Below are 19331 nucleotides of genomic sequence, written 5' to 3' on the forward strand. Positions count from 1 at the left end.
TACGGAGATAGAAAAATGGCAGTGAGTGCTAACCGGCTTGAGCTTCTGCAGATCGCCGATGCTGTGGCGCGCGAAAAGGTCATCGACCGCGAAATCGTGCTTGCCGCAATGGCCGACGCTATCCAGAAAGCCGCCCGCTCGCGCTATGGTTCGGAAACCAACATTCGCGCCGACATCAACTCCAAGACCGGCGAAATCCGCCTGCAGCGTCTTCTGGAAGTTGTCGAGGCAGCCGAGGACTATTCGACCCAGATCCCGCTCGAACTTGCCCGCGACCGCAACCCGGACGCCAAGCTCGGCGATTTCATCGCCGATCCGCTGCCGCCGATGGATTTCGGCCGTATCGCCGCCCAGTCCGCCAAGCAGGTCATCGTGCAGAAGGTTCGTGAAGCCGAGCGTGACCGCCAGTATGACGAGTTCAAGGACCGTATCGGCGAAATCGTCAACGGCACCGTCAAGCGCGTCGAATATGGCAATGTCATCGTCGATCTCGGCCGTGGCGAAGGCATCATCCGTCGCGACGAGATGATCCCGCGTGAAAACATGCGTTATGGCGACCGCGTGCGCGCTTACGTCTACGACGTTCGCCGCGAACAGCGCGGCCCGCAGATTTTCCTGTCGCGTACCCATCCGCAGTTCATGGTGAAGCTCTTCACCATGGAAGTCCCGGAAATCTACGACGGCATCATCCAGATCAAGTCGGTCGCCCGTGACCCCGGTTCGCGCGCCAAGATCGCCGTTATCTCGAACGATAGCTCGATCGATCCGGTCGGTGCCTGCGTCGGTATGCGCGGCTCTCGCGTTCAGGCCGTTGTCGGCGAATTGCAGGGCGAGAAGATCGACATCATTCCGTGGAGCCAGGAGCCGGCGTCCTTCATCGTCAACGCCCTGCAGCCGGCGGAAGTCGCCAAGGTCGTTCTGGATGAAGAGTCCGAGCGCATCGAAGTGGTCGTTCCCGACGAGCAGCTGTCGCTCGCCATCGGCCGTCGTGGCCAGAACGTGCGCCTGGCATCGCAGCTGACCGGCTGGGATATCGACATCATGACCGAGCAGGAAGAATCCGAGCGCCGCCAGAAGGAATTCAACGAGCGCACGGCACTGTTCATGGACGCCCTCGACGTCGACGAAATGGTCGGCCAGGTTCTGGCCTCCGAAGGCTTCGCACAGGTCGAAGAACTGGCTTATGTCGACCTCGGTGAAATTTCCTCGATCGACGGTTTCGATGAAGACACCGCCGATGAAATCCAGACCCGCGCCCGCGAATATCTGGAACGCCTGGAAGCCGAAATGGACGCCAAGCGCAAGGAACTCGGCGTTGCCGACGAGTTGCGCCAGATCGACGGCCTGACCTCGCAGATGATGGTTGCGCTGGGTGAAGACGGTATCAAGACCATCGAAGACTTTGCCGGCTGCGCCGCGGACGATCTGGTCGGCTGGAGCGAACGCAAGGACGGCGAGACCAAGAAGTTCGAAGGCATCTTCTCCAAGCTCGACGTCTCGCGCGTCGAGGCCGAGAACATGGTGGTGCAGGCCCGTCTTCTGGCTGGCTGGATCACGGCCGAAGACCTCGCTTCCGAAGAGGAAGCCAATGCGGAAGCTGCCGAGGAGGCGGATACCGCCGAGCAGGAATGACATCGCAGGCGCATGAGCCGGACGAGCTGCCCGAGACCGATGAGGACGGGCGGCTGGAAGGCAACGTCAATGGACGTATGTGCATTGTGACACGGCAAAGCGGATCCCCCGATGAGTTGATCCGCTTCGTCGCAGGCCCGGACGGCAGCGTCGTGCCGGATCTGAAACGCCAATTGCCGGGGCGCGGCTGCTGGGTAACACCCGAGCGCGCCCTGATCGAGAAAGCCATTGCGAAGAAGATTTTCGCACGGGCACTCAAACGCGACGTCAAGGCCGGACCGGAGCTTCTTGCTCTTCTCGACCGGCTGATGGCGCAGCAGCTTGCGGGAATGATGAACATGGCGCGCAAGGCGGGCCAGTTCATCAGCGGCGCGACGAAGGTCGATGCCGCCATCCGGTCCGGGAACGCGATTGCCGCGTTCCACGCAACCGATGCTGCGGCGGACGGCGTGAGAAAACTGGACCAGGCCCGCAGGGCCTGGGCGTTCGGCAGCGATGCCGACAATGAAATTCCGTCCTTCCGGCTCTTCAGTAGCGCCGAAATGGACGAGTTGATGGGCCAGAATGCTTTTATCCATGCTTGCGCGCTTGCGGGGCAGGCGGGTGAGGGTGTAGTGAAGCGCGCAACGATGCTTGAGCAGTACCGCCTTGGCGGTCGATCTCAGGCGGAACGCGACGCTGCCCGGACAGAACAATGACGCGGTTAACCGACATGAACGGTCGCCGCGTTCCGATGCAGCAATTGAACGACGAGACCTGATGGACGTCATCCGGTTCTCGTCCGAAGGAACGGGAACGAATGACCGACAACAACGACGACAAGACACTTAACGCGCCGGCCAAGAAGACTCTCACCCTCAAGCCGGGCGGGATGAATCAGGGCACCGTGCGGCAGGATATGGGTCGAGGTCGCACAAATGCGGTTGTCGTGGAAACACGCAAGCGCCGCCCCCTACGTCCCGAAGACGAGAAGCCGGTTCAGCCGATCGCGGCAGCAGCACCTGCGCCGAAGCCCGCAGCACCGACCCCTGCCCCCGTGGCAGCGCGTCCGCAGGCTCCCCAGCCGCGCATTCATCAGCCAGGCGGCCAGCAGCAGCAGCGTCCGGGTTCTTCCCAGTCGCAGCAGCGTCCCGGCTCGTCCGCACCCCAGCAGCGCCAGCCTGACCGTCCGCGCGGCAACGTTCTGCACGATCTTTCCGCCGGCGAGATGGAAGCCCGTCGCCGTGCGCTGATGGAAGCGCAGGCTCGTGACGTGGTGGAAGCCAAGCAGCGCGCCGAAGACGAAGCACGCCGCAAGGTCGAGGAAGAACAGCGCATCGCAGCCGAAAAGGTTGAGGCCGCAAACCGCGCTGCCGAAGAGGCCGCGGCTGCCAAGGCAGCGGCAAGCCAGCCTGCCGCTGAAGTGAAATCCGAACCGGCCAGCGAAAAGCCGGCTGCGGCCTTTACACCGGCCCCCCGCACTGACGCACGTCCTCAGTCCGCCACCGCTGCTCCCCGTTCCGCTCCTGCAACGCCCGATGCGGCCGCTCCGCGCGGACGTCGTACCGGTGGCGACGAGGAGGATGATCGTGGTGCCGTACGTCGTGGCAGCAGCCTTCCGGCCCGCGGCAAGGTCACGGCTCCGGTTCCGGCCAAGCCCGCTGCCCGCCTGAAGACGGAAGAAGAACGCCGTCGCGGCAAGCTCACCGTCACCTCGTCCAATCTGGATGAAGACGGCACGCCGCGTGGCCGCTCGATGGCATCCATGCGCCGCCGTCAGGAGAAATTCCGCCGCAGCCAGATGCAGGAAACCCGCGAAAAGGTTATGCGCGAAGTCATCCTGCCGGAAACCATCACCATTCAGGAACTGTCACAGCGCATGTCCGAGCGCGCCGTCGACGTCATCAAGTTCCTGATGAAGGAAGGCCAGATGATGAAGCCGGGCGACGTGATCGACGCCGATCTGGCGGAACTGATCGCCGTCGAATTCGGCCACACCGTCAAGCGCGTTTCTGAATCCGACGTGGAAGAAGGCATCTTCAACCAGGCCGACGACGAAGGCGAAATGGTTTCCCGTCCGCCGGTCGTGACCATCATGGGTCACGTGGACCACGGTAAAACCTCGCTGCTCGACGCCATTCGTCAGGCAAACGTGGTTGCTGGTGAAGCCGGTGGCATCACCCAGCATATCGGCGCCTATCAGGTCGAAAAGAACGGTCAGAAGATCACCTTCATCGACACCCCCGGCCACGCCGCCTTCACGGCCATGCGTGCCCGCGGTGCGCAGGCGACCGACATTGCCGTGCTGGTTGTTGCCGCAGACGATAGCGTGATGCCGCAGACGATCGAATCCATCAATCACGCCAAGGCTGCCGGTGTTCCGATCGTCGTTGCGATCAACAAGATCGACAAGCACGAGGCAAACCCTGAAAAGGTTCGCCAGCAGCTGCTGCAGCACGAAGTTTTCGTGGAATCGATGGGTGGTGAAGTTCTTGACGTCGAAGTGTCGGCCAAGAACAAGCTCAACCTCGACAAGCTGCTCGAAGCGATCCTGCTTCAGGCGGAAATTCTCGATCTCAAGGCAGATCCAAGCCGCACTGCAGAAGGCACGGTCATCGAAGCCGAGCTGGACCGTGGACGCGGCGCCGTCGCCACCGTTCTCGTGCAGAAGGGTACGCTGAAGCCCGGCCAGATCATCGTTGCCGGTGACCAGTGGGGCCGTGTGCGCGCGCTCGTCAACGACAAGGGCGAACACGTCAAGGAAGCCGGTCCGGCCATGCCGGTCGAAATCCTCGGCCTTTCCGGCACGCCGTCGGCCGGTGACCGTTTTGCGGTTGTCGAAAACGAAAGCCGCGCCCGCGAGATTTCAGAATACCGCCAGCGTCTGGCACGCGACAAGGCTGTCGCCCGCCAGACCGGTCAGCGCGGCTCGCTGGAACAGATGATGAGCCAGCTTCAGACTTCGGGATTGAAGGAATTCCCGCTGGTCATCAAGGCGGACGTGCAGGGTTCGGTCGAAGCCATTATCGCTTCGCTCGACAAGCTCGGCACAGACGAAGTCCGCGCTCGTGTCGTTCACTCTGGTGCTGGTGCCATCACGGAATCGGATATCTCGCTTGCCGAGGCATCGAACGCCGCGATCATCGGTTTCAACGTTCGCGCCAACGCACAGGCACGTACGGCGTCCGAACGCGCCGGTATCGAAATCCGCTACTACAACATCATCTACGATCTGGTGGATGACGTTAAGGCGGCGATGTCGGGTCTGCTTTCGCCGGAACGTCGCGAGACCTTCCTCGGCAATGCCGAAATTCTCGAGGTGTTCAACATCACCAAGGTCGGCAAGGTCGCGGGTTGCCGCGTCGTCGAGGGCAAGGTGGAACGTGGTGCAGGTGTGCGTCTGGTGCGCGACAACGTCGTTATCCACGAAGGCAAGCTCAAGACCCTCAAGCGCTTCAAGGACGAAGTCAACGAAGTGCCGGTTGGTCAGGAGTGCGGTATGGCATTCGAAAACTACGAAGACATTCGCGCCGGCGACACCATCGAGTGCTTCCGCGTCGAGCACATCACGAGAACGCTCTAAGCGTTCTCGCCGCAAAACAGGATTTTTCTGTCGGGCGCCGGCTTACCGGCGCTCGCTCCGTTTGAGGCATTACCCATGGCAAAAGCAACATCATCGGCCCCTTCGCAACGCATGCTGCGTGTTGGCGAACAGGTGCGCGCCGCCCTTACCCAAATTCTTCAGCGCGGCGAAGTCCGCGACGATCTGATCGAAGGCACCGTCATTTCCATCTCGGAAGTACGCATGTCGCCCGATCTCAAGATCGCGACAGCTTACGTGACGCCGCTTGGCGTTGCGGATCACACCGACATCATCAGCGCGCTGAACCGCCACGCGAAATTCATGCGCGGCCGTCTCGGTCCGCAACTGCGACAAATGAAGTACATGCCGGAACTGCGCTTTCGCGACGATACGAGTTTCGACAATTACCAGAAGATCGACGCACTCCTGCGGTCACCGGAGGTGCAGCGCGATCTTGGACCTTCAAACGAAAAAGACGACGAACAGAACTGAAGCATGTCCAAACCACGCAAACAGCAGCACCGCAAACCCAAGGGCCGCCCGATCTCGGGCTGGCTCATCCTCGACAAGCCACTTGATTTCGGTTCCACCGAAGCCGTTTCCAAGATCAAGTGGCTGTTCAACGCCCAGAAGGCAGGCCACGCCGGAACGCTCGATCCGCTGGCTTCCGGCATGTTGCCGATCGCCCTCGGCGATGCAACCAAGACTGTGCCTTACGTCATGGACGGCCGTAAAATCTACGAATTTACCGTCACCTGGGGTGAGCAGCGCGCAACCGACGATCTGGAAGGCGAGGTCGTCAATTCCTCCGACCAGCGCCCGGACGAACAGGCGATCCGCGATCTTCTGCCCAATTATACCGGTGTGATCCTGCAGACACCGCCGCAATTTTCCGCGATCAAGATTGCCGGCGAGCGCGCCTATGATCTGGCGCGCGATGGCGAGACGGTGGAAATCCCGGCACGCGAGGTGGAAATTCACCGCCTGACGCTGCTCGCCTGCCCCGACGCCGATACCGCGCATTTTGAAGTGGAATGCGGCAAGGGCACTTATGTGCGAGCGCTTGCACGCGACATGGGAAGCGATCTCGGGTGTTTCGGCCATATTTCGCAGTTGCGCCGCACGATGGTCGCCCCCTTCGGCGAAGACATGATGGTGCCGCTTGAAACACTGACGGCGCTGGAAGCCATAGAAGACCGCGACGAGCGGGTCGAGGCGCTGGATGCCTTTCTGATCGACACGGCGCAGGCGCTTTCCTCGCTTCCGCATCTTATCATCAACGACGATCAGGCGCACCGGCTGAAGATGGGCAACCCCATCCTGCTGCGCGGGCGTGACGCGCCGGCCAATCATCCGGAAGCCTATGCCACCGCGCAGGGCAAGCTGGTCGCGATTGGCGAGATCGGTGAGGGAGAGTTTCGGCCGAAGCGGGTTTTTGGCTGAAATAGGCTGTCTTCATGTATTTCCGGACGGAAAAACGCACATGGTTTTCCTGGAAATGCTCCGCGAGGCCCAGTCAATCACCTCTTTCAATTGTACCCGGAATAGTTTATAGGCAGCGCCAGCTTGGGCTTTGCCTATGCTGCTGAATGGCCAGAGCTGGACGACATCCCGGCTCTAGGCGTCCCCGTTTTTCCTTAAAAACAAGAAAGGATCGTACGATGTCGATTACTGCAGAGCGCAAAGCCGCCCTCATCACGGAATATGCCACCAAGGCAGGTGACACCGGTTCTCCGGAAGTTCAGGTCGCAATCCTGACCGAGCGGATCAACAACCTCACCGGTCACTTCAAGGACCACAAGAAGGACAACCACTCCCGTCGTGGCCTTCTGACGCTGGTTTCGAGCCGTCGTTCGCTTCTCGACTATCTGAAGAAGAAGGACGAAGCCCGTTACACCAAGCTGATCGGTGCTCTCGGCATTCGCCGCTAAAACCTTATCCGGCGGGTTTCACAACGACACCCGCCGGTTTTTATATTGGGCCTTTTGAAGGCCGCATGAATTTCCGGGCGTTTGCCGCAGATGTGGTCCCCGGACGGATAAGGTAGCCCCGGATGGGCCGGTGCCGCCTTTTCAACCGCAGACCTGTCATGGGGCAGGATTGCCGGATGCTTGCACCTCGAAAGCCTCCCGCTGTCTTGCCCGTGATTGCGTCGTTCTTTGCCCCCATAAGGCGGGCAAGTACAAACAAGGACAAGATATGTTCAATAAGCACTCCGTGGAAATCGAATGGGCAGGCCGCCCGCTGAAGCTCGAGACCGGCAAGGTTGCCCGTCAGGCTGATGGCGCCGTCATCGCAACCTACGGCGAGACGATGGTTCTCGCGACCGTGGTTTCCGCAAAGTCTCCGAAGCCCGGCCAGGACTTCTTCCCGCTGACCGTCAACTACCAGGAAAAGACCTACGCTGCCGGCAAGATCCCCGGCGGCTATTTCAAGCGCGAAGGTCGTCCTTCCGAAAAGGAAACGCTGGTTTCCCGCCTGATCGACCGTCCGATCCGCCCGCTTTTCCCTGAAGGTTACAAGAACGACACGCAGGTTGTCGTCACGGTCATTCAGCACGATCTGGAAAATGATCCGGACGTTCTGTCGATGGTTGCCGCATCTGCTGCGCTTACACTGTCCGGCATTCCTTTCATGGGTCCGGTCGGCGGCGCGCGCGTTGGCTACATCAACGGCGAATACGTTCTGAACCCGCATCTCGACGAGATGGATGAATCGGTTCTGGATCTGGTTGTTGCCGGTACGCAGGACGCCGTCCTGATGGTGGAATCGGAAGCCAAGGAACTCAACGAAGACGTCATGCTCGGCGCCGTCATGTTCGGCCACAAGGGCTTCCAGCCGGTTATCGACGCGATCATCAAGCTCGCCGAAGTTGCCGCCAAGGAACCCCGCGAATTCGAACCGGAGGATTTCTCCGCGCTCGAAAACGAAATGCTGGCCCTGGCTGAAACCGAACTGCGTGCCGCCTACAAGATCACCGAAAAGGCTGCCCGTTACGCTGCCGTCGACGCCGTGAAGGCGAAGGTCAAGGCGCACTTCCTGCCGGAAGAAGGCGAAGCCAAGTACAGCCCGGAAGAAATCGGCGCGGTCTTCAAGCACCTGCAGGCGAAGATCGTTCGCTGGAACGTTCTCGACACCAAGAGCCGCATCGACGGCCGCGACCTGTCGACCGTTCGTCCGATCATCTCGGAAGTCGGCCTGCTGCCGCGCACGCACGGTTCGGCTCTGTTCACCCGCGGTGAAACCCAGGCGATCGTTGTTGCGACGCTCGGCACCGGCGAAGACGAGCAGTATGTCGACAGCCTGACCGGCATGTACAAGGAACGCTTCCTGCTGCATTACAACTTCCCGCCCTATTCGGTTGGTGAAACAGGCCGCATGGGCTCCCCGGGCCGTCGCGAAATCGGTCACGGCAAGCTCGCATGGCGCGCGATCCGTCCGATGCTGCCGACTGCGGAACAGTTCCCCTACACGCTGCGCGTCGTTTCCGAAATCACCGAGTCCAACGGCTCTTCGTCGATGGCAACGGTTTGCGGCACCTCGCTTGCACTGATGGACGCCGGCGTTCCGCTGGCAAAGCCGGTTGCCGGTATCGCCATGGGCCTCATCCTTGAAGGCGAGCGCTTTGCTGTTCTCTCCGACATCCTCGGCGACGAAGACCACCTCGGCGACATGGACTTCAAGGTTGCGGGTACGGCCGACGGCATCACCTCGCTGCAGATGGACATCAAGATCGCCGGTATCACCGAAGAGATCATGAAGATCGCTCTGGAGCAGGCACAGGGTGGCCGCAAGCACATCCTCGGCGAAATGGCCAATGCCATCACCGAGAGCCGCAGCCAGCTCGGCGAATTCGCACCGCGCATAGAAGTCATGAACATTCCGGTCGACAAGATCCGTGAAGTCATCGGCTCCGGCGGCAAGGTCATTCGCGAAATCGTCGAAAAGACCGGCGCCAAGATCAACATCGAGGACGACGGCACCGTCAAGATCGCTTCTTCTTCCGGCAAGGAAATCGAAGCGGCCCGCAAGTGGATCCACTCGATCGTTGCTGAACCGGAAGTCGGCGCCATCTACGAAGGTACGGTCGTCAAGACCGCTGACTTCGGCGCTTTCGTCAACTTCTTCGGCGCTCGCGACGGCCTCGTCCACATCTCGCAGCTCGCTTCCGAGCGTGTTGCCAAGACCTCCGACGTCGTCAAGGAAGGCGACAAGGTCTGGGTCAAGCTGATGGGCTTCGATGAGCGTGGCAAGGTTCGCCTCTCCATGAAGGTTGTCGACCAGGCAACCGGCCAGGAAGTCGCTGCCGACAAGAAGAAGGAAGACGGCGAAGCCGCTGCCGAATAAGGCCGCGCCGCCAGACCCTATCGAGGCGCGGGTTTTGCCCGCGCCTTTTTTCTATCCCGCTTAGATCCCCTTGGCTCACCGCCAAATCGATCTAACTCTTTGATTTAACGCATTGTCCAGATTGTAAAAGCAGTCCCGCTTTTCCTGGAAATGCTCTAAGGACGCTCCCATGAGCCGCGACGCTGTTAAAACCCTTTTCCACCCCTTTGCCGCAGAAATGCTCGATATGCCGAAAGAGGGCGAACGCATTCTGTTTCTGGGAGCGGAGGCCGGCCCGAGGCTGGATGGTTTTGACGCGGAGATTATTGCCGTTCAGCACCTTCGGCCACTTTACCGGGCTCTGCAGGCGCAAGGCGCGCAGGTCACCCCGGACGTTTCGGGCGAGGACTACGATGCGGCGCTGTTGCTGTGCGGCAAACATCGTGGCGAGAACGAAAACCGCGTCGCGGAAGCACTGTCACGCGTGAAAGCCGGCGGCCTGATCGTCGCGGCGGGATCGAAGGAAGACGGTATCGTGACGCTGCGCAAGACGCTGGCAAAGCTTGGCATCGAGGCCGACTCGACGCCAAAATACCATGGTGTCGCGCTTTGGTTCAAACGTCCGGACGATGTTTCCTCGGCTCTCTCGAAGCTTGCCCAAAAGCCCGTGACGGTCGAAGGCCGCTTCACCGCCCTGCCCGGCATGTTCTCGCACGACCGCGTCGATGACGGTTCGGAGCTTCTGGCATCGCGCCTGCCGACCGATTTTGACGGCAATGCCGCCGATTTTGGCGCAGGCTGGGGTTATCTTTCGGTGATGCTGGCAGAAAAATCGCCGCGCACCGCCCGTATCGATCTTTTTGAAGCGGACTGGAATGCGCTTGAATTTGCCAAGACCAATCTTCTTGAAAACAATCCGCGGCTGACGGCGCGTTTCTTCTGGCAGGATCTGGCTAACGAGCCGCCGAAGGAAAAATACGACCTCATCATCATGAACCCGCCTTTCCACGCGGCGGGACAGGCGGCGGAACCCGCTCTCGGCCAGGCGTTCATCAAGGCTGCCGCCGGCGCGCTTCGCAGCGGCGGAAAGCTGTTGATGGTTGCCAATCGCGGCATGCCCTATGAGCCGGTGCTCGCGACGGAATTCCGCAGCCGCGCAGAGGTGTGCCGTAACGCCCGCTTCAAGATCCTCAGCGCCCAGAAATAATCAATTCGGCAGGGCGGTCAGCTCAGCAGCCATGCCCACAGCGACACGGAAAGAACGCCGGTCGCCGTGGAAATGCTGATGGTGGAGGCCGCAACGCTGTGGCCGATGCCGAAGCGGTTGGCGATCAGCCATGCATTCACCCCCGTCGGCACCGACGAGGTGAGCACAAGGGCCGCCGTCCATTCCCGGCTGAGGCCGAGGGCATGGCCCATGGCCCACACGCAGGCGGGCAAGAGCAGCAGTTTGAACACTGTCATGGTAACAGCGATCCCCAGATTGCCGCGAATGGTGTATTTCGTCAGCGCCATGCCGAGCGAGATGAGCGCCGCTGGCCCTGCCATCGAAGCAATCTGATCGACCACGGTTTTGAGGATGGGCGTCAGCGTCACACCTGAAACATTGGTCGAAAGGCCAATCGCCAGGCCAATCACCAGCGGATTGGTAACGAGGTTACGACCTACCTGCTTGAAGACCGCAGCCATGCTTCGCTTTTCACCCCCGACCGCCTTGTGCGTGGCGTTCTCCATGAGGATCGTGCCGGCAATCATCATGACAGGCAGGTGGATGGCCAGCAGAATGGAAAGCGCCACCAATCCCTCATCGCCAACGGACCGGCCGACGAGTGGCAGGCCGATGAAGATATTGTTGGCGAAGGCCGAGGAAATCCCGGCAATGACGGCGATACGCACATCCTGCTTGAAGACGTAACGGGTGACGATATGTCCGATTGTCCATGTGACGGCCACGCCGGCGAAATAGGTGATCCAGAGCCGGAAGGGCGACGCACCGTGGAAATTCGCTTCCGCAAGCGTGCGAAAGATCAGTGTCGGCACGGCGATCTTGAACACGAAATCGCTGAGAATCTCGCCGGCATCGGCACGGAACAGACCGGCCTTGACGGTGAGCCAGCCGATCAGGATGAGAATGAAAATCGGAGCGACGTTAGCGGCAACGGCAGACATGGAGGGAAAGCTTTCGCGGCTTTGCGGGAGATACTCCGCTTTAGAGCGTTTTCCACTGGAATGGAATCGCGAAAACGCTGCGCGTCTTTGTTTTCGCCAATTGCGGATCGCATGCAACGCAGAAGGCAAATCGATTAAGCGCCTTCACCGGTAATGCTCTTCGCTGCCCCATAACCCGGCATTCCGCGGCATCAGGGCAAAGAAAAAGCGGGGTTTCCCCCGCCTTTTATGTCCGTTATACGCCGCCAGTACATCCGTGGCGGAGATAACGGTTGAGCCAGAAGACCATCATGTCTTCCATTCCGGTACGCATTCACACACCTTTTGCTCTGGAACGAGCAATAGCTTAGCCACATTACAGGCAAATGACGCGTTTCCTCCTCTTTGCGGAGAACCGCATATTTTCCCTTTGGGCTTTTCTTGCCGCCAGAAATGTTTAAGACCGTTTGAAAATACGCACACGCCTCGTGCGAACTGGATAGGGCCCCATGACGAAATTCGACGTATTGACTGTCGGCAATGCCATCGTCGACATCATTTCCCGCTGCGATGATCGCTTTCTCAACGACAATGCCATTACCAAAGGCGCGATGAACCTCATCGATGCGGAACGCGCCGAGCTGCTTTATTCGCTGATGGGGCCGGCTCTCGAAGCCTCCGGCGGCAGCGCGGGTAACACGGCGGCCGGTGTGGCGAATTTCGGCGGCAAGGCCGCCTATTTCGGCAAGGTCGCCGAAGACCAGCTCGGAGAAATCTTCCAGCACGATATCCGTGCACAGGGCGTCTACTTCGAAACGAAGCCGGAAGGCACGTTTCCGCCCACCGCCCGTTCAATGATCTTCGTGACAGAAGATGGCGAGCGTTCGATGAACACCTATCTCGGCGCCTGCGTCGATCTCGGCCCTGAAGACGTCGAAGACGACGTCGTGGCGCAGACCAAGGTCACCTATTTCGAAGGTTACCTGTGGGATCCGCCGCGCGCCAAGGACGCCATTCGCGAATGCGCCCGCATTGCGCATGAAAACGGCCGCGAAGTTTCCATGACGCTGTCCGACAGTTTCTGCGTCGGCCGTTACCGCGAAGAATTTCTCGACCTGATGCGCTCCGGCACGGTGGACATTGTTTTCGCCAACAAGCAGGAAGCGCTTTCGCTTTACGAGACCGACGATTTCGAGCTGGCGCTGACGAAAATTGCCGCCGACTGCAAGATCGCGGCGGTGACAATGAGCGAAGAAGGTGCCGTTATCCTGCGCGGTACGGAACGCGTGAAGGTAGAGGCCTATCCCGTGCATGACGTGGTCGACACGACAGGCGCAGGCGATCTTTTCGCCGCCGGTTTCCTGTTCGGTTATACGCAGGACCGGTCGCTCGAAGATTGCGGCAAGCTCGGCTGCCTCGCGGCCGCGGCCGTCATTCAGCAGGTAGGGCCGCGCCCGATGTCATCGCTCAAGGCGCTTGGCGCAAAGCACGGCCTTATTTAAAGGCCTCACCGGGGTAGGCACCCCAGATTTCGCCCTGCGAAACCCAGCCCGAGGCCTGACCGGCCTCGGCGCGGCACCAGTCGCCATTGCATTCACCGATCCTGAAGACGACGCCCGGCTCCAGCCGGGCGATGACCGAAGCACCAGACTGCGCTTCGCGGCGCATGTTGACGTAAACTTCCTTGCCCTTGCCGCGCATCCATGGGGCGGCGACGGCGGTGCGCTCGCCGGACAGCAGCGCCTGGTTGACCCAGCCTTCCGTGCCATCGGCATCGCGGATGCGCCGCCAGTTTTCATATTCCTGGATGATTTCGACAGGCATTCCCGATTTCAGATACATCCATGACACGGCGTAATCCGTGCTGGGGCCGATGCGCATATTGACGCGCTTGGATTTCAGGCTGACGAAACGCGGCAGAGGCAGGCCGCTTGCGCCCTTGGCGGCACCCTGCGCCATGGCTTCAGTTGCCGCACCGAAGAGGCCCAAAGACAATGCAATGCAAACGATAGAAACCACACTGCGCATGCCCATTTCCGTTTCCCGCCTTCTGCAAACCGGATGATATTCGAGGAGGCTCGTTTCCACATGCCTCGAGCCTCGGCGAGTTTTGTTTGTCTTCGCCGGCGGGTCTGGTAGAAACGCCCTGATTGAAAGAAATTATCGCTCTTTCTGGTTAATGACTTCTGAACAAGGCAGCGGCAAACGATGACCCACAAGAAGAGACCGACAGTCTATATCACCCGCAAATTGCCTGACGTCGTCGAGACCAGAATGCGCGAACTCTTCGATGCCGAACTGAATATCGACGATACGCCGCGCAGCGAGGCGGAGCTTGTCGCCGCCATGCAGCGGGTGGACGTGCTGGTGCCGACCGTGACCGACCGCATCACCGCCGCGATGATCGAACAGGCGGGGCCGCAACTGAAGCTGATCGCCAGCTTCTCCAATGGCATCGACCATGTGGATGTGGACGCCGCAGCCCGAAAGGGCATTACCGTTACCAATACACCGAATGTGCTGACCGAAGACAGCGCCGATATCACCATGGCGCTGGTGCTGGCCGTGCCGCGCCGCATGATCGAAGGCACGCGCGTGCTTGCCAATGGCTCGGATGAGTGGCTCGGCTGGTCGCCGACCTGGATGCTGGGGCGGCGCATTTCCGGCAAGCGCATCGGCATTGTCGGCATGGGCCGCATCGGAACTGCGGTTGCGCGGCGCGCCAAGGCCTTTGGCCTTTCCATTCATTATCACAACCGCAAACGCGTCAACCCCGCGACAGAGGCGGAGCTTGAGGCAACCTATTGGGACAGCCTCGACCAGATGCTGGCGCGGGTGGATATTGTCTCCGTCAATTGCCCCTCGACACCCGCGACCTACCACCTGATCTCGGCGCGGCGGCTGGCGCTGATGCAGCCGACCAGCTACATCGTCAATACTGCGCGCGGCGATATCATCGATGAGGCGGCGATGATCCAGTGCCTGCGCGAAGGAAAAATCGCCGGCGCCGGTCTCGATGTCTATGAGAATGAGCCTGCGGTGAACCCCAAGCTCATCAAGCTCGCCAAGGAAGGCAAGGTCGTTCTGCTTCCGCACATGGGATCTGCGACGATCGAAGGCCGCATCGAAATGGGCGACAAGGTCATCATCAACATCCGCACGCTGTTCGATGGACACCGTCCGCCGAACCGGGTGCTGCCGGGGCGTAGCTAAGTCAGCTAAAGAAGTCATCGTCTGATTATCGCGTGGGGGAAGGTCAATGGGAACTCCGGTGAAGTTTTTGCTGCTCATCTCCATCTTGCTTGTTCTGGGCAGCAGCCCCGTCCGGGCCGCTTCACTCTCGCCCGAAGAGACAGCGGAACTCTATTATCGTGCCTGGCTGAATTTTGATCGCGGCAGCATGGTTCGACTGGATAAAGAATGGGGTTCTCCGGATAGCGGCCCGCGTTACGTCGATATGGAACTGGTTACAGATCCGGTCGCCTGGCAGCTTAAATACAAGGGTTCCAACGCGCCAAAGGGGACCACAAGCGAACAGCAGAACCAGTTTGCAAAGCTGTGGTTGGCAAGCACGAAGCGCGCGCGCTGCCAGGCTGAACCAGCACGCATCGGAGCGCAATTGCCCACAGGTGCGTTCCTGGCGCGGATTAAGATGAACTGCGTCGTTGCAGATGCCGAGCCAGCCTTCAGAAAGCTGAAAGCTGGCGCAAAGCCGGATGACCTCGGTGACGGTGGCCGCATGCCGTCTGCGGACCTTATGAAACAGATGGCGGAAGCCGCGATGGCAGCACCGGTGACGCATAAGATCACGACGGAAATCCAGCTCGTCAGCGGAGCGGACAAGCGCGTCTGGCGGGTCGGATCAGGCGACGTTCAGCCCGAGACGGGCATCGACCGCGTTTCCGCGGTCTTTATCTCGCAAATGCTGCAATCCGGCCTTCTGCGATAGGCCGGTTCGCAATGCCGGCTTTGCCGCAAAGGCTGGACGGCCTCAACCGAGGAATTTCGTCATTTCAATCGAGGTCGTGCGATCATAACCGGCATGGGTATTTTCAGCGGTCCTGACGAAACCCCAGGCGGCGAATTTGGCGTGATTGGCGCCAAGTTCGATGCGTGTTTCCAAGCGTAGCGCCGGTAGCGCCAATTCGCCGGCCAGTGCTTCGGCTCTTTCAAGCAGCATCCTGCCGATGCCCTTTCCCTGCGCTTTCGGGGAAACGCACAGCTTGCCGACGTAAAGACAGGCCGGCGGCTCCGGCCGGCAAAACAGGCAGCCCAGCAGCTCATCACCATCAAGCGCCACGAACGCAATCTCCGCCCTCGCCTTTTCGGAAAGATTTTCGAGTGTCAGGCGATGGGCCGAGGATGTCGGATCGATGACACCATCCATATAGGCGAAGGACGCCATGATAAGCGCCAGCAAGTCCTGCCAGCGATCGAATTCCTCCCCAACCCTTGCGATCCGGATCATGGTTTCTTTCCGGCCGGCCGGCGTTTGTAACGCACGGTTTCGAAACGGGCCGACAGCGCATCATAAAGCAGCAGGCGACCGACCAGCGGCTCACCGGCACCGGTGATCACCTTGATCGCCTCCATGGCCATGAGGGTGCCGATAACCCCGGTCAGCGCGCCGACGATGCCGGTTTCCGCACAATTGGGAATGAGACCCTGCGGCGGCGGCTCGGGAAACAGATCACGATAACCCGGCAACAGAGTGCCTTCTGCGTTGATCGCATAGGGTTTCAAGACGGTAACCGAGCCATCGAAACGGCCGACGGCGCCGGTGACCAACGGTCTCTTCGCCGCTTCCGCTGCATCGGCGGCGGCATAGCGCGTATCGAAATTATCCGAACCATCGATCAGCAGATCGAAGGATTGCAGATGGTCATGCGCCCAGACCTGCGAAAAGCGCTCCTCATAAACCAGCGTGCGGACATGTGGATTGAGCCGGGCGATGGCCTTGCGGGCACTTTGCGTTTTCAGCTCACCGATGGTGCCGCTATCGTGGATCACCTGTCGCTGGAGGTTGGACAGGGAAACCACATCGTCATCGATCATACCGAGCGTGCCGACGCCGGCGGCGGCAAGATAATGAAGGACGGGCGCGCCGAGGCCACCCGCGCCGATAACCAGCACACGCGCCGCCTTCAGCCGCTGCTGGCCTGCACCGCCGATTTCAGGCAGCAGGATGTGGCGCTTGTAGCGTTCGATTTCTTCCGGGCTCAGCGGGTCCATCTCGCCCTCCATCTCTCTATCGTCATCCCGTGACGCTCCCGTGGGAAACATTGAAGAACTGCGCCCGCTCGCCAAGGGCGGAAAACATGGCCGCATCGGTTCCGGTCATGAAACTCTGACCGCCGAGTGCGTGAATGAGATCGAACAAAGCGGCACGTCTGCCCTCATCCAGATGAGCGGCGATTTCGTCCAAGAGCAGAATGGGCGCATGGCCAGTCATATTGGCGGTCAGCTGCGCATGTGCAAGCACCAGCCCGACCAGCAACGCTTTCTGCTCTCCGGTTGAACAGCGTTCCGCTTCCATGTTCTTTTCCGCGTGGCGCACGAAGAGATCAACGCGGTGCGGGCCATCCAGCGTGCGACCTGCAGCCGCGTCCCGATACCGGCCATCGCGCAACATAAGCCTATATTCATCTTCCAGATCGACCGCCGGGCGATTAAGCCCGTCATCCATGAAACCGGAAAGCGAAAGCGCCGCCGAGGGGAAAGCAGCGTTGCCCGCCCGCCCTTCGATCAGGGTCTTCAAAAGGCCAAGCATTTCATAACGGGCAACCGCCATGGAAATGCCGAGTTCCGCCATCTGCTTTTCGATACCATCCAGCCAGACAGGGTCGAAACGGCCTTCCGAAAGCAGGCGGTTACGGCCGCGCATGGCCTTTTCGAAATCGCTTGCCCGCCTGCCATGGGCGGGGTCGAGCGACAGCACCAGCCGATCGAGAAAACGCCGGCGATCCGATGACGAGCCGGTGAAGAGGCCGTCCATGGCCGGCGTCAGCCACAGCACGCGCAAATGATCGGTCAGTTCGTCGACCGACTTGACCGATGTACCATTCAGCCGCAGGCGACGCGACAACACTTCGCCATCACCTTCAATCCCGGTGCCGATGGCAACTTCGCCATCCATGCCTTCGACATCGGCAAAGATCGAGAAACCGGTGGCCTCCGCTCCGACGCGGGTAACATCGGACAGGGTGGCCCGGCGAAGGCCCCTGCCGGGTGAAAGAAACGAGACCGCCTCCAGCAGATTTGTCTTGCCGGAGCCATTATCGCCTGTCAGCACAACATGGCGATCATCAAGCGTGAGCGCCGCCGCCGCATAGTTGCGGAAGTCCGTGAGTTTCAGCCGTAAAAGCGACACCTTGTTCGTCATCTGTACGGCCTAAAACGAACATGGCCGGATGGCAAGAAGGGGAATGCCCATCCGTATTAAAGACCGTCACAGCAAGGCAATTCATTCTCCAGTAGAAACTTTTTGGACGGCCGGTTATTTATGAGCCATTCCTTATCATCGGTAGCCCATTCATGCGCCTGATCTTTTCGCTGTTTCTCACTCTCGGTCTTCTTTCATCCTGTGCAGGCAGGCCGGGGGCGGACGTGCTGCAGGCCATAAACACCAAGGCCCATGGCACGAAAATCGTGACGGCCTATGTGGTGAGCACACGGGAGAAAAACACCGATGCGAAAAAGGGTTTTGGCACGGAGCGGGCGATGCAGCCGAATTACGCAAGCTTCGACATTTCCATTCCTCCCACTCATAAAAGCGGAAAAATCGAGTGGGCCAGCGGCAAGCCGGATCCGAACAAGGATTTTGTCGTCACCCGGGCCGATATGCTGACGAAGCCGCGCTTTAATGCCGATCTTGGCGACGTCGCCCGGTCCGGCAAGCAGATCGCGCTTTTTGTGCATGGTTACAATTACAGCTATCAGGAAGCGCTGTTCCGCGCGACGCAGATGGCTGCCGATGCCAAGATGGATGGCGTGCCGCTGGTGTTCTCCTGGCCGTCGCAGGCCAACGTCACCGGTTATGTGGCCGACAAGGAATCGGCGACCTTTTCGCGCGATGCGCTGGCTGGTGTTCTGATCGACCTTACCCGGCAGACCCCGCGAAAAAGCGTTGTCGTGTTTGGCCACAGCATGGGTGGCTGGCTGGTCATGGAAGCGCTGCGGCAGTTGCGCTTGCAGGGCAGGAACGACGTGATCGCCAAGCTGCAGGTGGTGCTGGCAGCACCTGATATCGATGCCGATGTGTTTCGCAAACAGATAGAGGTGGTCGGCCGGCTCAACCCGCCGCTCACCGTTCTCGTTTCCAAGGACGACCGCGCCCTGAAAGCATCTTCCATTTTGGGCGCCGATGTCACTCGTATCGGAGCACTTGACGTGACCGACCCGCAGGTACAGGAAGCCGCCCTGAAGGAGGGCGTGCAGTTCATCGACATTTCCAAACTCGAGGCTTCCGACCCGCTCAACCATGACCGCTATGCCGCGCTGGCCTCGATGGTGCCGCAGCTGGAATCAAGCAGACGCGGCGGCGACATCAACAGTGCGGGTGCCTTCGTTTTCGATGCGATCGGCGCGACCGTATCCAGCCCCTTCCGCCTTGCGAGCCAGGTGGTGAACCCGCAGTAGTTTCTGCGGGTTCTTCCCGGCCTCT

At 60.2% G+C, this 19331-nt stretch carries 17 protein-coding genes; 12 read left to right on the forward strand and 5 right to left on the reverse strand.

The window, feature by feature from the left end; all coding sequences use genetic code 11:
- Positions 1-15: 15 nt before the first annotated feature.
- From nusA to ACQZ5F_RS12935, 8 genes are all read left to right on the forward strand, one after another.
- A complete protein-coding gene (nusA, locus tag ACQZ5F_RS12900) occupies positions 16-1632 on the forward strand; it encodes a transcription termination factor NusA (protein ID WP_046799111.1) in 1617 nt (538 codons plus the stop codon).
- Positions 1629-2330 (forward strand): RNA-binding protein, encoded by a 702-nt coding sequence (locus ACQZ5F_RS12905; RefSeq protein WP_052820110.1) that lies wholly within the window; start codon positions 1629-1631, stop codon positions 2328-2330. Before nusA ends, ACQZ5F_RS12905 begins: the two co-directional genes overlap by 4 nt.
- A 101-nt stretch (positions 2331-2431) precedes the next feature.
- Positions 2432-5194 (forward strand): translation initiation factor IF-2, encoded by a 2763-nt coding sequence (gene infB / locus ACQZ5F_RS12910; RefSeq protein ID WP_225339630.1) that lies wholly within the window; start codon positions 2432-2434, stop codon positions 5192-5194.
- Between the two features lie 75 nt (positions 5195-5269).
- The gene (gene rbfA, locus ACQZ5F_RS12915) at positions 5270-5686 is read left to right on the forward strand and encodes a 30S ribosome-binding factor RbfA (RefSeq protein WP_006309910.1); all 417 of its coding nucleotides are present in this window, start codon (positions 5270-5272) and stop codon (positions 5684-5686) included.
- Between the two features lie 3 nt (positions 5687-5689).
- A complete protein-coding gene (gene truB / locus ACQZ5F_RS12920) occupies positions 5690-6637 on the forward strand; it encodes a tRNA pseudouridine(55) synthase TruB (RefSeq protein ID WP_046799108.1) in 948 nt (315 codons plus the stop codon).
- A gap of 218 nt (positions 6638-6855) precedes the next feature.
- Entirely contained in the window at positions 6856-7125 is a 270-nt protein-coding gene (gene rpsO / locus ACQZ5F_RS12925; protein ID WP_006309908.1) for a 30S ribosomal protein S15, read from the forward strand.
- A gap of 268 nt (positions 7126-7393) precedes the next feature.
- On the forward strand, positions 7394-9541 hold the full coding sequence (gene pnp, locus ACQZ5F_RS12930; protein WP_046799107.1) for a polyribonucleotide nucleotidyltransferase: 2148 nt from the start codon (positions 7394-7396) through the stop codon (positions 9539-9541).
- Between the two features lie 169 nt (positions 9542-9710).
- Entirely contained in the window at positions 9711-10727 is a 1017-nt protein-coding gene (locus tag ACQZ5F_RS12935) for a class I SAM-dependent methyltransferase (RefSeq protein WP_225339631.1), read from the forward strand.
- Positions 10728-10744: 17 nt separating this feature from the next.
- On the opposite strand, the gene ACQZ5F_RS12940 is transcribed toward ACQZ5F_RS12935, so the two are convergent.
- The gene (locus tag ACQZ5F_RS12940) at positions 10745-11689 is read right to left on the reverse strand and encodes an AEC family transporter (RefSeq protein WP_046799105.1); all 945 of its coding nucleotides are present in this window, start codon (positions 11687-11689) and stop codon (positions 10745-10747) included.
- Between the two features lie 488 nt (positions 11690-12177).
- Between ACQZ5F_RS12940 and ACQZ5F_RS12945 the strand changes: the two genes are divergently transcribed.
- On the forward strand, positions 12178-13170 hold the full coding sequence (locus tag ACQZ5F_RS12945) for an adenosine kinase (RefSeq protein WP_046799104.1): 993 nt from the start codon (positions 12178-12180) through the stop codon (positions 13168-13170).
- Here the strand turns inward: ACQZ5F_RS12945 and ACQZ5F_RS12950 are convergent.
- Positions 13163-13696 carry an SH3 domain-containing protein gene (locus tag ACQZ5F_RS12950; RefSeq protein ID WP_046799418.1) on the reverse strand — a complete coding sequence of 178 codons (534 nt, stop codon included), beginning with the start codon at positions 13694-13696 and terminating at the stop codon, positions 13163-13165. The genes ACQZ5F_RS12945 and ACQZ5F_RS12950 overlap by 8 nt on opposite strands.
- A 180-nt stretch (positions 13697-13876) precedes the next feature.
- On the opposite strand from ACQZ5F_RS12950, the gene ACQZ5F_RS12955 reads away from it, so the two are divergent.
- Positions 13877-14881, forward strand: coding sequence for a 2-hydroxyacid dehydrogenase (locus ACQZ5F_RS12955; protein ID WP_046799103.1), 1005 nt, complete (start codon positions 13877-13879; stop codon positions 14879-14881).
- Positions 14882-14939: 58 nt separating this feature from the next.
- The gene (locus tag ACQZ5F_RS12960; RefSeq protein WP_225339632.1) at positions 14940-15617 is read left to right on the forward strand and encodes a hypothetical protein; all 678 of its coding nucleotides are present in this window, start codon (positions 14940-14942) and stop codon (positions 15615-15617) included.
- Between the two features lie 42 nt (positions 15618-15659).
- Here the strand turns inward: ACQZ5F_RS12960 and ACQZ5F_RS12965 are convergent, their stop codons facing one another.
- The 3 genes from ACQZ5F_RS12965 to recF are packed head-to-tail and all read right to left on the reverse strand — an operon-like array spanning position 15660 to position 18050.
- Entirely contained in the window at positions 15660-16136 is a 477-nt protein-coding gene (locus ACQZ5F_RS12965; protein WP_225339633.1) for a GNAT family N-acetyltransferase, read from the reverse strand.
- A complete protein-coding gene (locus tag ACQZ5F_RS12970) occupies positions 16133-16900 on the reverse strand; it encodes a molybdopterin-synthase adenylyltransferase MoeB (RefSeq protein ID WP_225339634.1) in 768 nt (255 codons plus the stop codon). The genes ACQZ5F_RS12965 and ACQZ5F_RS12970 overlap by 4 nt, the downstream gene beginning before the upstream one ends.
- Positions 16901-16922: 22 nt before the next feature.
- A complete protein-coding gene (gene recF, locus ACQZ5F_RS12975) occupies positions 16923-18050 on the reverse strand; it encodes a DNA replication/repair protein RecF (protein WP_225339635.1) in 1128 nt (375 codons plus the stop codon).
- Positions 18051-18202: 152 nt separating this feature from the next.
- On the opposite strand from recF, the gene ACQZ5F_RS12980 reads away from it, so the two are divergent.
- Entirely contained in the window at positions 18203-19306 is a 1104-nt protein-coding gene (locus ACQZ5F_RS12980; RefSeq protein ID WP_137085609.1) for an alpha/beta hydrolase, read from the forward strand.
- Positions 19307-19331 lie beyond the last annotated feature (25 nt).

The organism is Agrobacterium sp. 22-210-1 (assembly GCF_053522525.1).

Bases quoted from the DNA above. Each gene is read 5' to 3' on its own strand.
- ACQZ5F_RS12950 (WP_046799418.1), bottom strand. From the start codon at position 13,696: ATGCGCAGTGTGGTTTCTATCGTTTGCATTGCATTGTCTTTGGGCCTC.
- recF (WP_225339635.1), bottom strand. From the start codon at position 18,050: ATGACGAACAAGGTGTCGCTTTTACGGCTGAAACTCACGGACTTCCGC.
- nusA (WP_046799111.1), top strand. From the start codon at position 16: ATGGCAGTGAGTGCTAACCGGCTTGAGCTTCTGCAGATCGCCGATGCT.
- ACQZ5F_RS12905 (WP_052820110.1), top strand. From the start codon at position 1,629: ATGACATCGCAGGCGCATGAGCCGGACGAGCTGCCCGAGACCGATGAG.
- truB (WP_046799108.1), top strand. From the start codon at position 5,690: ATGTCCAAACCACGCAAACAGCAGCACCGCAAACCCAAGGGCCGCCCG.
- ACQZ5F_RS12980 (WP_137085609.1), top strand. From the start codon at position 18,203: ATGCGCCTGATCTTTTCGCTGTTTCTCACTCTCGGTCTTCTTTCATCC.
- ACQZ5F_RS12945 (WP_046799104.1), top strand. From the start codon at position 12,178: ATGACGAAATTCGACGTATTGACTGTCGGCAATGCCATCGTCGACATC.
- ACQZ5F_RS12940 (WP_046799105.1), bottom strand. From the start codon at position 11,689: ATGTCTGCCGTTGCCGCTAACGTCGCTCCGATTTTCATTCTCATCCTG.
- infB (WP_225339630.1), top strand. From the start codon at position 2,432: ATGACCGACAACAACGACGACAAGACACTTAACGCGCCGGCCAAGAAG.
- ACQZ5F_RS12935 (WP_225339631.1), top strand. From the start codon at position 9,711: ATGAGCCGCGACGCTGTTAAAACCCTTTTCCACCCCTTTGCCGCAGAA.
- ACQZ5F_RS12970 (WP_225339634.1), bottom strand. From the start codon at position 16,900: ATGGACCCGCTGAGCCCGGAAGAAATCGAACGCTACAAGCGCCACATC.
- pnp (WP_046799107.1), top strand. From the start codon at position 7,394: ATGTTCAATAAGCACTCCGTGGAAATCGAATGGGCAGGCCGCCCGCTG.
- ACQZ5F_RS12965 (WP_225339633.1), bottom strand. From the start codon at position 16,136: ATGATCCGGATCGCAAGGGTTGGGGAGGAATTCGATCGCTGGCAGGAC.
- ACQZ5F_RS12955 (WP_046799103.1), top strand. From the start codon at position 13,877: ATGACCCACAAGAAGAGACCGACAGTCTATATCACCCGCAAATTGCCT.
- rpsO (WP_006309908.1), top strand. From the start codon at position 6,856: ATGTCGATTACTGCAGAGCGCAAAGCCGCCCTCATCACGGAATATGCC.
- rbfA (WP_006309910.1), top strand. From the start codon at position 5,270: ATGGCAAAAGCAACATCATCGGCCCCTTCGCAACGCATGCTGCGTGTT.